Annotated in this window: 13 protein-coding genes and 1 tRNA gene; 7 read left to right on the forward strand and 7 right to left on the reverse strand. The window is 32.6% G+C overall.

Features of this window, described 5'->3' with window-relative positions; genetic code table 11:
• Positions 1–27 precede the first annotated feature (27 nt).
• Both DFR78_RS08390 and DFR78_RS11950 read right to left on the reverse strand, forming a co-directional pair.
• The gene (locus DFR78_RS08390) at positions 28–822 is read right to left on the reverse strand and encodes an L-serine ammonia-lyase, iron-sulfur-dependent, subunit alpha (protein ID WP_114458393.1); all 795 of its coding nucleotides are present in this window, start codon (positions 820–822) and stop codon (positions 28–30) included.
• A gap of 144 nt (positions 823–966) precedes the next feature.
• Complete coding sequence (locus tag DFR78_RS11950; protein WP_158531740.1) at positions 967–1,128, reverse strand: hypothetical protein; 162 nt, start codon at positions 1,126–1,128, stop codon at positions 967–969.
• Between the two features lie 594 nt (positions 1,129–1,722).
• On the opposite strand from DFR78_RS11950, the gene DFR78_RS08395 reads away from it, so the two are divergent.
• From DFR78_RS08395 to DFR78_RS08425, 7 genes are all read left to right on the forward strand, one after another.
• Positions 1,723–1,798 (forward strand) — tRNA-Glu (locus DFR78_RS08395).
• A gap of 299 nt (positions 1,799–2,097) precedes the next feature.
• Positions 2,098–2,997 carry an acetamidase/formamidase family protein gene (locus DFR78_RS08400; RefSeq protein WP_114458394.1) on the forward strand — a complete coding sequence of 300 codons (900 nt, stop codon included), beginning with the start codon at positions 2,098–2,100 and terminating at the stop codon, positions 2,995–2,997.
• Positions 2,998–3,030: 33 nt separating this feature from the next.
• The gene (locus tag DFR78_RS08405; RefSeq protein ID WP_114458395.1) at positions 3,031–4,221 is read left to right on the forward strand and encodes an ABC transporter substrate-binding protein; all 1,191 of its coding nucleotides are present in this window, start codon (positions 3,031–3,033) and stop codon (positions 4,219–4,221) included.
• 64 nt (positions 4,222–4,285) lie between these two features.
• Entirely contained in the window at positions 4,286–5,062 is a 777-nt protein-coding gene (locus DFR78_RS08410) for an ABC transporter ATP-binding protein (RefSeq protein ID WP_114458396.1), read from the forward strand.
• A 52-nt stretch (positions 5,063–5,114) separates the two neighbouring features.
• On the forward strand, positions 5,115–5,849 hold the full coding sequence (locus DFR78_RS08415) for an ABC transporter ATP-binding protein (protein WP_199505588.1): 735 nt from the start codon (positions 5,115–5,117) through the stop codon (positions 5,847–5,849).
• A gap of 19 nt (positions 5,850–5,868) precedes the next feature.
• A complete protein-coding gene (locus DFR78_RS08420; protein WP_158531741.1) occupies positions 5,869–6,762 on the forward strand; it encodes a branched-chain amino acid ABC transporter permease in 894 nt (297 codons plus the stop codon).
• Positions 6,763–6,768: 6 nt separating this feature from the next.
• The gene (locus DFR78_RS08425; RefSeq protein WP_114458398.1) at positions 6,769–7,797 is read left to right on the forward strand and encodes a branched-chain amino acid ABC transporter permease; all 1,029 of its coding nucleotides are present in this window, start codon (positions 6,769–6,771) and stop codon (positions 7,795–7,797) included.
• An 82-nt stretch (positions 7,798–7,879) separates the two neighbouring features.
• Here the strand turns inward: DFR78_RS08425 and DFR78_RS08430 are convergent, their stop codons facing one another.
• The 5 genes from DFR78_RS08430 to DFR78_RS08450 all read right to left on the reverse strand — a co-directional run bounded on the left by DFR78_RS08430 (position 7,880) and on the right by DFR78_RS08450 (position 13,313).
• Positions 7,880–9,457, reverse strand: a complete 1,578-nt coding sequence (locus DFR78_RS08430; RefSeq protein ID WP_114458399.1) for a glycosyltransferase family 39 protein — start codon at positions 9,455–9,457, stop codon at positions 7,880–7,882.
• 224 nt (positions 9,458–9,681) lie between these two features.
• Positions 9,682–9,942, reverse strand: coding sequence for a lipid-A-disaccharide synthase N-terminal domain-containing protein (locus tag DFR78_RS08435; RefSeq protein ID WP_114458400.1), 261 nt, complete (start codon positions 9,940–9,942; stop codon positions 9,682–9,684).
• A gap of 3 nt (positions 9,943–9,945) precedes the next feature.
• The gene (locus DFR78_RS08440; RefSeq protein WP_114458401.1) at positions 9,946–10,665 is read right to left on the reverse strand and encodes a glycosyltransferase family 2 protein; all 720 of its coding nucleotides are present in this window, start codon (positions 10,663–10,665) and stop codon (positions 9,946–9,948) included.
• Positions 10,666–10,707: 42 nt separating this feature from the next.
• Positions 10,708–11,655 carry an NAD-dependent epimerase/dehydratase family protein gene (locus tag DFR78_RS08445; protein ID WP_114458402.1) on the reverse strand — a complete coding sequence of 316 codons (948 nt, stop codon included), beginning with the start codon at positions 11,653–11,655 and terminating at the stop codon, positions 10,708–10,710.
• On the reverse strand, positions 11,652–13,313 hold the full coding sequence (locus DFR78_RS08450) for a glycosyltransferase family 39 protein (protein ID WP_114458403.1): 1,662 nt from the start codon (positions 13,311–13,313) through the stop codon (positions 11,652–11,654). The genes DFR78_RS08445 and DFR78_RS08450 overlap by 4 nt, the downstream gene beginning before the upstream one ends.
• Positions 13,314–13,319 lie beyond the last annotated feature (6 nt).

The raw sequence follows: 13,319 nt of genomic DNA on the forward strand, positions 1-13,319 counted from the left end.
TTATTAGCTAAACATAATAATTGAAATTCAAAACCGTCTGCTATTTTCTCGGGGCAAGCCCACGAGGTTTGCTAGCAGACTATAACTTCTATCACTTTCGCCTGCCAAATATAGTAAAGCAGCCAACACTCCGGGGGCAGCAGCATAAAAAAGTCCACACAGAGCTGAAAGTCTTCCTACATATATTTTAGAATAATGTCCAATCATATGAGCAAGCATAGTTGCTTTATATATTTCTTCATCTCTTATACCATCAAAAAATAGTTTGGCAGCATAATAGGTAACAAGAGAAATAAATATGCCCTGATTACCGCTTCCAGAAGATGCAAGGGCAGGGTATGAAACTCCAGCCATTCTTGCTCCGGTTCCATCAGCAGCTTTAGCAGCTATTTCGTTGACTTCATTAAAAAATTTACTGCTGCGATAGCTGTTTCCTATCCCACATCCAGTTCCTTTTCGCCCAGCTTCTGCTATCTGACTGTTTAACTTAAATCCATCTTCCAGTAACTGAAAGTGTTTTTGCGAAAACTCTTTTTCGATCAGATCAATCATATCACTTACACTCATTTTTTTTAGTCTGCGGTCAATAAGTGATGATTCTCCTTTTTCTTCACTATTATCATCATTTTGATAAAAAATTTCTTTATCTGTTTTAATATACTGAAGATCATCATGTTTACCTTTAATTAAAGCTTTCACTATATTGTCTGCCTCAACAACTGCCTCAACATGTACAGGTTTTTCTTTATCTAAAATTTTAAATTCTATTTTATCTAATATTTCCAGAGCATATTCCAGCTTATCTTCCAGATCAGCTAACACAGTTAATTTTTTCTGCAGAGGCTTATAATTTTTTCTGCAATATTTTCACCTCTATATTTTTTGAATTTAGAATTTTTCAATTATTAATATTATTCTTCATTAATATGTTATTTCCTCCCACAAATTTATGCTGCTGCAGATCCTTTAATTCAGATATTTATCTTTTAAAAAACCAACTACAAGGTGATTTGCCTGTCTGCTGAGATCTAATATATTATCATCTGTAAAATTTACTATATTCAAATCAAGCATCTGCATTTTTAAGTTTTCAATATCAAGCAAAATTTGTACATCTTTTTTATTCACAGTAAATCTCCTCCATAAATTTTATTACCAAAGCTGGCAGCCATACTATAGAAAATTATACCATTTAATACATATATTATCAAGCTATTATTTGTATTTATTCTATTATTTTACAATTTTTATTTAATAATTGCTGATATATCAGTATTTTAAAAAAACAGAACTTTAGTAATAAAAACATAGTATTTTTATAAAATAATACAAATAATATATATTTTAAACCCTACAAAACTGCAGAAAAAATCAGAAAAAAAACTATATTTTTACAGGAGTTTCCCCAAAATTTATTTTCAAGCTGCAAAAAGGGGGCTTTAGTCATCAACGAAATTTTTAGATTTAGCTAAAACTCAATTCGGGTGTGAAATAGGGCACACTAATCAATGAGTCCTCCTGACTCATGATTAGCTCACTCCATCCTGCAGTTCAACCCTATTTCTTCCTTCATTTCGTTAAGATTCATTGACTAAAAATTTCAATATTCCTGCATCTCCCCTTTTTGCAGCAGTATATAAAAAATGGGGAAAGTCCAGATATTTTTATCCTTGACGATATAGAAATCTTGTGGTATTATTTTAAATGCAGTTAAAAATTTGTGCCCTCATCGTCTAGGGGTCCAGGACACCAGGTTTTCATCCTGGCGGCAGGGGTTCGAATCCCCTTGAGGGTGCCATTATATTGAGATTAAGACAGCTATTTAGGCTGTCTTTTTTTATACAGAAATTATGCCAATATTCTTATATTTTAAAGGATAAATTTTATTTCTAAAGAAATTGAGAACACAGATAAATTTAACCAGTGTGGATGTAATAATATGGAATCTATCCGTAATAAAAATAATATTATTCACAATATTAGTCTAATTTTGTATTGTCTTTACAATTATTTTTTTATGTGTTATAATTTATAAAAATTTAAAGTACTAAAAACTATTAGATTTGACGTAACGCCAATTTGAAAGGAGGTGTAATTATGAAAATAAGTGCTGATAATGTTATTTACAACATGTCTGCAGAAAATAAAGCTGCTGCTTCCTGTAAAGCTGGAGATACAGTAATTTTTGAAACAAAAGACTGCTTCAGCAATCAGATTCAGAATGAGGATGAGCTGTTTGAAACAACTGACTGGGACACAATTAATCCGGCTGCCGGACCGTTAAATATAGAAGGTGCAGAACCGGGTGATACACTTAAAGTTGAAATTCAAAAGCTAAAATTAAATGATTATGGTGTCATGGTAGTTGCTCCTGAGATGGGGTTTCTCGATAACTTTGTTAAGCTTTCAGAAACAAAGATTATACCAATTGAAAATAATAAAGCTATATTTAATGATAAAATTAAAATAGATTTAAATCCAATGATTGGTGTAATAGGAACCTCTCCCGGAAAAGATGAAGAAGCTGTCCCCTGTGGTACACCTGCCTCACATGGTGGAAATATGGATACTAAAGTTATTACCGAAGGAGCCATTTTATACTTGCCTGTAAAAGTTCCCGGTGCAATGCTGGCAATGGGAGATCTCCATGCTGCAATGGGAGATGGAGAAGTTTCAATAAGCGGAATAGAAATAGCTGGTGAAGTAACTGTTAAAGTTGATGTTATTAAAAATAAACCTATCACTGATCCAATGGTAGAAGATAATAATGCTTTTTATACAGTTGCATCAGGCCCTTCTCTCGGTGCAGCAGCCAAAAAAGCCAGTGATAATATGTTTGAATTCCTAAACGAAAGACTGAATCTTTCAGCAAATGAAATTATAATGCTGATGAGTGCAATCTGTGATCTACAGGTCAGTCAGGTAGTAGACCCGGAAAAAACAGCCCGCATGAGGGTTGACAAAAATGTTCTGTCAGAATATGATTTAAAATTTTAATAGATAAAAGTAAAATATCAGGAGGAAAATAACATGAAGAAGCGCGTATTGAGTATTTTGGTATTAACAATCTTATTGCTGGCACAGTTTTCTATCTTTACACTAGCAGCTGATACAATTAAAATTGGTGGTACATCAAGTATGGTTGGAATTTTAGGATCTATTGGAGAAATGGTGCTGAAAGGTGCACAATTAGCTGTAGATATGGCAAATGAAGATGGCGGTATTCACGGTCAAAAAGTCGAGTATATTAATATTGATGGTCAGAGCAGTCAGACTGTTATTTCTAATGCTGCCATTAGATTGATTGAAGAAGAGAATGTATTAGCAGGTATTGGACCTGTAGATATTAACTACCTCTCAGCAGCAGCACCAATATTTGAAAACAATAAAACTGTACTGATGGATCCTACTGCTACAACTCCAAGTATTGCTGCCATGGGAGACTACATATTTATGACTCCCTTTGGAGACGATGCTCAGGCAAGAGCCCTGGCAAAATATGTAGCTGAAGACTTAGGCTTTGACAGCATTGCGATCATTAAAGATGTAAATGCAGATTACAGTATAACACTGGCAGAGCACTTTATTGAGGCTTTTAAAGAATTTACCGGCAGTGATAATCCTATAGCTGTTGAAGAAAATTATCAAACTGGAGACCAGGATTATACAGCTCAAATGACAAGAATAAGACAGCACAAAGATATTGATGCTCTATTTATTATTCCACCTCTTCCCCAGGATGCTCCAGTTATTGCCAAACAGGCAAGACGTTTTGGAATCGATGTTCCCATTATCTATCCTGATGCTGGAGACTTTGACGAAGTAATCGAAATTGGTGGAGAAGCTGTGGAAGGAGCTTATATTTCTTCTCATTTTGCTGTTGAAGAAGCTATGACAGACCTTGCTTCAAAATTTGTGGAAAAATTTGAAGCTAAATATGATTACACACCAGGTGGCTTTGAAGGTTTAGGCTTTGACTCTGCACAGATTATTTTAGAAGCTATCAGAAAGATAGATGCAGATGAGTGGAAATCCATGAATCTTGCTGCTAAGAGAAAGGCTATCCAGCAGTCACTTAATACCAATGAGTTTAATAACCTGATAGTACCAATAAAATATCAGCCAAATCTTCCACCAACAAAACCTGTAGTTATAAAACAAATAAGGAATGGCGAAAGAGTTTTTATAAAAACTATGTGGCCGGAAGATTTTGCAAAATAAAAGTTATTTCAAGGTGAGCAGTTTATCTGTTCACCTTCTCTATTAAATTAAGAAAGGAGCAATAATGGACAGACCTTTACTAAAACTTGATAAAGTAAGCAAAAAATTTGGTGGGTTAACAGCTGTTGAAGACTTTTCTATGACTTTAAATGAAGGAGAATTACTGGGCTTAATTGGTCCTAATGGAGCTGGAAAAACTACCACTTTTAATTTAATCAGCGGAAATCTGCCTGTCACTTCAGGTAGAATTATATATAAAGAAAAAGATATTACAGATTACCGTCCTGATCAGATTGCTGAGATAGGTATTGCAAGAACTTTTCAGAATATTAGACTTATGTCAGGTCTTACGGTACTGGAAAACATGCAGCTGGCTTTTCATATCTGGAATGATTACACAATCTTTGATTCATTTTTTAGAACTAATAAATTTCTTAAAAAAGAAAAAAAGTATTTAGAAGAAATTGATCAGACACTGGCTCACTTTAAAATATTGCAGCACAAAAACGATATTGTTGATGATCTTGCACCTGGTATACAGCGCAAAGCTGATATTGCCAGAGCACTGCTTTTAAAACCGAATTTAATTTTACTTGATGAACCTACTGCCGGTATGAATCCAGCCGAAACAGATGAGTTAGCTGACGTTATAAAATGGATAAATGAGGATCTGAAAATTTCTACCATACTTGTTGAACATGACATGAGGGTAATAATGAATATCTGTCCCAGGATAATAGTTATGGAACAGGGAAATATTATTGCAGAAGGATGTCCGGAAGATGTTCAGTCAGACAAAAATGTTATAGAAGCATATCTCGGTAAAAGTTATCAGATTTAATAAAATTTTAAATTAGTTTTTAGCTATTTATTTTTTAGAAGGGAGCAGTTTTATGTTTAAGGATTCTAAAGACAACAGTGATTTGTTAGTATTAAAAAATATAGAATCTGGTTATGGACATGTAAAAGTATTACATAATGTTTCCCTCAGAGTAAAAAAGGGACAGATTGTTACTATTGTGGGTGCCAATGGTGTTGGCAAGTCAACAACAATTAAAACCATTATGGGTCTCTTAAAACCGAATAAAGGATCTATAGAATTTAAAAATAAAGATATAGGTGGTCTGCCTGCATATAAAATAGTGGATCTGGGTATAGGTTATTCTCCAGAAGGTAGAGAAATTTTTGGTAATTTAAATGTTTTTGAAAATCTACGTATTGGTGCTTACACAGTTGATAAAAATGATTTTCCGGCCAGACTAAAGGAAGTATATAATCTTTTCCCCAGACTTCAGGAAAGACAAAACCAGGAAGCCGGTTCATTGTCTGGTGGAGAACAGCAGATGCTTGCCATTGCGAGAGCCCTAATGCAGGATCCGGATCTCTTAATTCTGGATGAACCCTCACTTGGACTTGCCCCTATTATTGCTGAAGAAATTTTCAGCCGGCTGGAAGAGATAAATCAGAAGGGTACTACAATTCTGCTGATTGAACAGAATGTAAATTTAGCTTTACAGCTTTCTGACCATGCTTATGTTATGGAAAAAGGCAGGATTGTTCTTGATGAAAAGGCATCTTTACTGGCGGAAAATGATTATGTACAGAAAACATATATGGGTATTGCTTAAAGAGAAGGGAGTATTTAGAATGGATTTAACTTATATTTTGCAGCAGGTTTTGAATGCTTTAAGTTTAGGAAGCATGCTGGCCCTGCTTGCAGTTGGTTATACAATGATTTATGGTATACTGGGATTGATAAATTTTGCCCATGGTGAGGTGTTTATGATAGGAGCTTTTACTGCTATGTATGCAATTACAGGTCTAAATCTTCCCTTAGCAGCTGCACTTCTTCTGGCAATTTGCGCTTCTGTAATTACAGGAGTCCTGCTGGAAAGATTATGTTATCGACCTGTTCAGGAATCTGGTGATATAACCCTATTTATTACATCACTGGCAGCATCCATAGGAATTAGAAGTCTTTTTATTATGCTGCTGGGAAGCCGTTCCCGTCAATTTCCAATGCCCGAATATCTCCAGGGAATTCATTTCTGGGGAGAAATTTTGGTAACAGATCTAAATTTAATAATTTTTATTTTCACCGTTATTATTACGATTGTTTTGAGCATATTTATTAAAAAAACAAAATTAGGTATTGCTATGAGAGGTGTTTCCTACAGCAAAAAAACTGCTGAAACAATGGGAATTAACAGCAATTCTATTATTGTAGCAACTTTTGTTATTGGCTCTGCTCTTGCTGCTGTTGCTGGAGTTGCCTGGGGACTTCAATATGGAAATGTCAGACCAGCTATGGGTTATCATCCAGGCATAAGTGGTTTTATAGCCGCTGTTCTCGGCGGAGTTGGCAATATTACTGGAGCAGCTATTAGTGGATTTTTACTTGGAATAGGACAGGTGCTTTTTGTAGCATTTCTGCCATCTGCTTATTCCGGCTTTAGACCACTTTTTGTATGGATTGTTCTATTTATAATTCTTTTCTATAAACCAACAGGACTTTTCAGAGCCAATATTAAATGGGAGTAGATAACTATGAAACTATTAGATATATATGATGACTTTTTTGCAAACCGCAAAAAATCTGCATTAATTGTACTGTTTCTTTTTCTTATTCTCCTTTTTGTACTGTCCAGAACTTTAAGTGGATATTATCTCAGAATTCTGCTGCTTTTTGGAATTAATGTAATACTTACACTGAGCTTAAATATTACAAATGGATATGCAGGTATATTTTCACTTGGACACGGTGGTTTAATGCTGGCCGGAGGTTATACCACCGCCTTACTAACTCTTCCGGTTCAGTTTAAATCAACTGCTCTTGATCTGCCATTATGGCTGGAGCAGGCACAGCTGCCTTTTTTGTTATCAATGCTGACTGCTGGATTTATTGCCATGATTGTTGGACTAACAATACTGCTGCCTGCATTTAGATTAAAAGGGCATTATTTTATCCTTGCTTCTCTAGGAATAAACATAATTATGATCAATATTGCAGAAAATGTTAGGTCTATTACAAATGGAGCAACCGGACTGAGAGGGGCACCTCCATATACTAATATCTGGTGGATATTTGGGATAGCAATCTTTCTAATTTATCTGATGTGGTCTCTTCTCAGCTCAAGATTCGGCAGAGCAATAAAAGCGATAGGAAAAGATGAAGGATTGGCTAAAGCTATGGGAGTAAACACTGTAAAATATAAAGCTTATGCTTTTATGATAAGCAGTTTTTTTACCGGTATAGGTGGAGCATTATGGACCCATCTTATTTTAACAATAAGTCCATCTTCTTTTGATCTGCTGGTCGTTTTTCAGATAATTATGATGCTTGTCATCGGAGGAGTTTCAAGTATAAGTGGATCAATTCTTGGTGCAGCGGTAATTACCATGATATTAGAACTGCTGCAGCCTCTGCAGGAAGGTATGAATATCTTAGGTTTTGAAATACCGAGGATGTTTGGTTTGACACAGGTTTTACTGTCAGTATTTTTAATCATTGTTATGATATATAAACCTAATGGACTAATGGGAGAAAAAGAAATCAAACTGTTTTCAACAAAATAATGAAGTTAAAATTTTATCTAAACAGCCTGAGTTTTTTAAAGAGGAACTCAGGCTGTTTTTTCATTTTCTGCTTATACCATATTTATTTTTCAATTAAAAGAATATACTCATTCTGCTCATATATTTCTGAGAATTTATTTTTTATTTCTGTCGTTAATTCCTGCCATTCAATTTTTTTAGCAAAAAGCAATAACTTTCCTTTTCTTTCAAGATACTTATTAATATTTTTTTTGCCATCTATGTCTTCAATAAAAAAATCTGTATAAATAGCAAAGCTTTGTGATTCTCCAAATTGAAATGATAAAACATCTTTTACTTCACCTTTTTCCACTAACTTTTTTATCTTTAGTGCAATATCTTTTTTAGCATAATTATCACTTACTGAAGGCAAAACACCTAAAGAAAAATTTAAAAATATGATAAAAAATAAAAATGGAATTATAAAAATTGATAAAGATAATTTTTTATTTTTATAAAAAATTAATAAAATGATTACTGCCAGTACTATTATTATTTTTCCAAATAACAATGATGATAAATCAAAATTTTCAATTTGCCCAGGGATAAATATAAAAGGTAAATAAACAGCTATTGACAAAATTACAGCAGTATTAATTTTATTTACCTTAACAATATTATCAGTTAAATAACCGGCAGAAATTAAGGCTGCAGCAGGAATTATTGGTAGTGTATAAATAATTAATTTACTGCTGAAAAAGGAAAAAAGAATAAGTGGAGATAGCAACCAGGTATAGAAAAATAATTTTTCACCCTTTATTTTTCTAAAATTTCGTAAATCTTTAAATACTGCTGTTAATAATACAAATGTCCAGGGTAAGAAGCTGAGTGGGAAAAGTTGAAAATAATAGTGAAATGGCTGCTGATGATCAAAAGCATCTACTGCTCTGCCAAATGTCTGTACTATTAAAAGTTTATACATATACTCCTGGCCGCCAATCCAGAAAGCAGGTAAAAGCCATAAAAGTAGTATCACAATAAAAGTTATTGAACCTTTAAGCAGTGGGAATTTAGACCAATTGGCATTATTTTTATCCAGCATATAAAAAGCAAAAACTGTAACAAATGGAATTAAAAAACCTGCTGGCCCTTTTATCCAGACGGCAAAAGCAGAAAAAGAGAAAAATCCATAATAATATCTAATACCTTTATTTTTAAAATATGCTAAATAGAAACAGTATAGAGAAACGGTTATTAAAGCCGCCATCATCATGTCCATTCTAACAACAACAGCCATAGCACAAAATAAAATATTGCTAATTAAAATTAAAAAAGCTATTATACCATTTTTAAAATCTTTATTTTTGGCCATAAGAAATGTAATAATAGAAATAACAGCAGAAGAAAATATTCCTGGTAATGTAAATACCCAGGTTTGATAAGTTTTAAAAATACTGTACATAAACTTTAAAATAATAAAGTAAAAAGGTGGTTTATCAGTATAAACTTCACCTGCAAAATAAGGAATAAGCCAGCTGTCGTTAACTTTCATTTCTCTCGCTACTTCTACATATCTCATCTCATCACGATAATGTAATTCTCTAACAATTGATGAGGGAAAATATAAAATAAAAACAAAAATAATGATCATCAAAAAAATTAATATTTTCTTTGTTCTATAATCTAATAATTTATCATCCATTTTTTAAGTCTCCTCCGGGACAGACCACTAATTGCTTTTGTCAAGCGAAAAATATACCACCCTACCAATCGAATTGTATACCACCTGGTTTAAAAAAACAGAGATAAAAGTCCTTTTACTGGACTACCTTTTACCCCTTTTATCTAAAACAGCCAAGAAAACTCCATCTAAATCTTGTTTTTGCTTTAGGTGGAGAGGTTCACTGCTCTGATATATGTTTTAGCTTATTTTTTATTTTCACTTTCTTTTTTAATTAAATATAAATTTCGCAAATATATAAATGAACCTGTTGATTGTCCGACAATAAATACTGGATCCTGACGGTGTATTGCATAAACCAATAAAATTAAACTACCTGCAATACTGAAATACCAAAAGGCCGTGGGAATTATACTTCTCTGAGCCCTTTCAGATGCTATCCACTGAATTAAAAATCTGAGAAAAAACATTGCTTGCCCTATAAAGCCTATTATGATCCATAACATCAATTATTCCTCCCTGATCCTATAATTAATTATTCTTTTTTTCATCCATAAAACTGCAAAAGTATCTAATAGGCCTTTCCATATTCTATTTTTTATGCCATATTTAGAATTTCCATATTTTCGTGGGTAGTGGCTGACTGGTATTTCCTTTACCTTATAACCGTTTATTTTTGCAAGAGTAGGATAAAAACGATGCATTCCTTCAAACGGATAAAAACATCTACTTACTTCGTTTTTAAAGACTTTTAGAGGGCAGCCTGTATCAGCTACTTCTTCACCAGTGATAAAGTTTCTTACCCCATTTCCTATCAAAGAAGATATTTTCTTTTTAAAGCCATCATTTCTATCACTTCTCATACCAATTACTATATCATATTTATCTAAATGGGGTATTAATTTAAACATATCCTCAGGATCAACCTGTAAATCTGCATCAAGTGTAACAATATATTTACCTTCAGCTTTTTCAAAACCTGCAAAAAAAGCTGCACTTTGTCCAGTGTTTTCTATAAAATGAATAGAAAACAAATTATCTATTTTTTTTGATAAATTATTTATCTTTTCACTACTTCCATCAGTACTTCCATCATCTACATAAATAATCTGATAATTAAATTCTCTATCGTAAAGAACTTCTATTATACGATTTGTAAGAAGGTCAAGATTATCTATTTCGTTAAAAATTGGAACTACTATAGAAAGGTCATACCTAAATTCTTTCATAAATTCCACTACCTTTCACAAAATAATTATATATTTTATTTTTTAAGAATAAATAGATTTTAACCATTTTACTTCTTTAGATAGACCAGTTTTAAATTTAACAGCAGGTGAGTAACCAAGCAATTTCTCAGCCTTAGAAATATCTGCCGAGGTATGTTTTACATCACCTTTAACTTTATCTGTGTAAATAATTTCCGTTTTCATATTGGTTAATTCCTGTATTAATTCAATTGCTTCATTTAACTTGATTCCCTCTCCTGCACCTCCAATATTTATTATTGCTCCTGCAGGAGCCTTTTCAGCAGCAAGAATATTTGCTCTAACAATGTCACTTACATAAGTAAAATTGCGAGATTGTTTTCCATCTCCAAAAATATTTATTTTCTCACCTTTTAAAAATGCCCTGATAAATATGTGAAAAGCCATATCTGGCCTCTGTCCTTCTCCATATACAGTAAAATAACGCAGTGAAACTGCTGGGACTTTAAAATTTTTATAATATAGATAACATAAATTTTCTCCAGCTAATTTTGACACTCCATAGGGAGAAACAGGCTGCAGCCGATTATTTTCTTGCATTGGTAATTTGTCTGTATCTCCATATACTGAAGATGATGAAGCATACACAAATTTTTTCAACTCTTTACTTTTTCTAGCAGCTTCCAGAAGTTTTTGTGTTAAAAGTATATTATTACGGCTGTAAATTTCAAAATCTTTCCCCCAGCTCGACCTTACTCCAGCCTGTGCTGCCTGATGATATACATAATCAACTTTATCCAGCAGTTCATTAAGATTCATCTTCAGCAAATCTGCTTCGATAAATTTAAAATTACTATTATTTTTAAGTTCTTTGATATTTCTTTCCTTTAAATCTCTAGAATAATAATCTGTAAAACAATCTACACCTATAACTTCTTCTTCATTTTTAATCAATTCTTTTGCAATATTTGAGCCTATAAATCCTGCAGCTCCTGTTACTAAATGTTTCAATTTAAACCCTCCATTAATTCTTTTTCTATAAGAAGCAGCATATCATCACTTCCTACGCGATATTTTTTTATCTCAAAATCTCTATATTCATTTTCAGATAAATTGTTTAACAATTTATCTGCTTCATTAACTATCAGTATTTGCTTACCTGGACGTTCTAAAAATTCTTTTCCTGATTCAGGATCATCAAATATATAATCATAATAAATTCCATTATAAAATACAAAACCACTGTCATTGTTTAATGACCCCCATAAACCGACTTCAACATTTTTATTGTATGCTTCTGCCAGATCTTCTGCAAGATATCTTTCTGACTTTACCTCATTTACGGCAGGTAAAAAAAGTGATTTTAATAATATTATTAACACTAATGAAAATAATACTGTTATATAAAAAACAAATCTTTTGTTTCGCACTGCTGCTGATAAGAAAAATAATATACCTGTGACAGTAAAAAACAAATATAACCCCTGATATAAATTATAATAATCTGGATTTTCATTCAAATTAAAATCCAGCTCTTCCTGTATAAGCATTTCTCCATTAAAAAATATATAACCCCCCAGTACAGCAAATAATATCCCCAAAATAAGGACTGGAATTACAAGAGAATATTTTTTTCTAATGGTTCCATCAAAATGTAATTTGAAAAACCAGGCTATAATTATTGAAAAGGCTGGATAAAGCTGTAATAAATAAACTCCTCTTTTGCTGCCAACTAAGGAAAAAATTATGAAAACCATAACAAACCACAGCATGGAAAATCTAACTAAATTAGGAACTTTTATTTTAAATTTATTATAATAATAAATGGCAGGAATTAAAAATATTGACCAGGGAAGGGCTAGTACCGGGAAATTTAACAAATAATAGTAAAATGGCTGGGGATGGCCCTGACTACCTGTAGAATAGCCTATAAGCTGGTCTAAAACTGTAATCTGTATATAAGAAAATCCTGCCTTATTATAAGCTAAATAAAGCCATACTGCTGCGGGGATGAGCATAACTACAAAAGCAGAAATCCATGGAATTTCTTTTAATTTTTTAGTCTTTTTATTTAAAAAAGCATAAATAATAACAACCAGTAATGGTAATAAAGATATTGGGCTTTTGATAACAGCACCTAATCCCATAAGGAAAAAAGCTATTAAGGTACGCCATTTATATGAATAAAAAGAGTCAATATGATGGAAAAATATTAGTGCTGAAATTGTAGTGCAAAACACAAGAGGTATGTCAAGATTAACTCGCATGGCAAGCCAGAAAAATTGCCCAGTAGTTGCTAATATAATCCCTGATAATAGCCCAGTATAAAAATCAATTTTTGTAATCGTATAATATGTAAAAAAAGCAATTAATAATACAGCTGTAATTATTACCGGGAACCTTACTGCTGCAGCTGAAAATTCCCCATTTATCAAGCCAGTTAACGCAATAATATTATAAAAAACTGGAGGTTTTTCATAATAAACTCTATTATTTAAATGTGGGATAACCCAGTTACCCTCTACAGCTGTTTCTCGCGCTACCTCTGCATATCTGGGTTCATCTGGAGACCAGAGGTCATAATTCCAAATATTAAAGAAATAAACAAAAAATATTAACAGTGCAAGCAATATAACAGCTGGAACATAATTTTGTCTTAGTTTTATCATAATTTT

The organism is Halanaerobium sp. MA284_MarDTE_T2, assembly GCF_003337245.1.
In the GTDB taxonomy this organism is placed as follows: Bacteria; Bacillota; Halanaerobiia; order Halanaerobiales; family Halanaerobiaceae; genus QPJE01.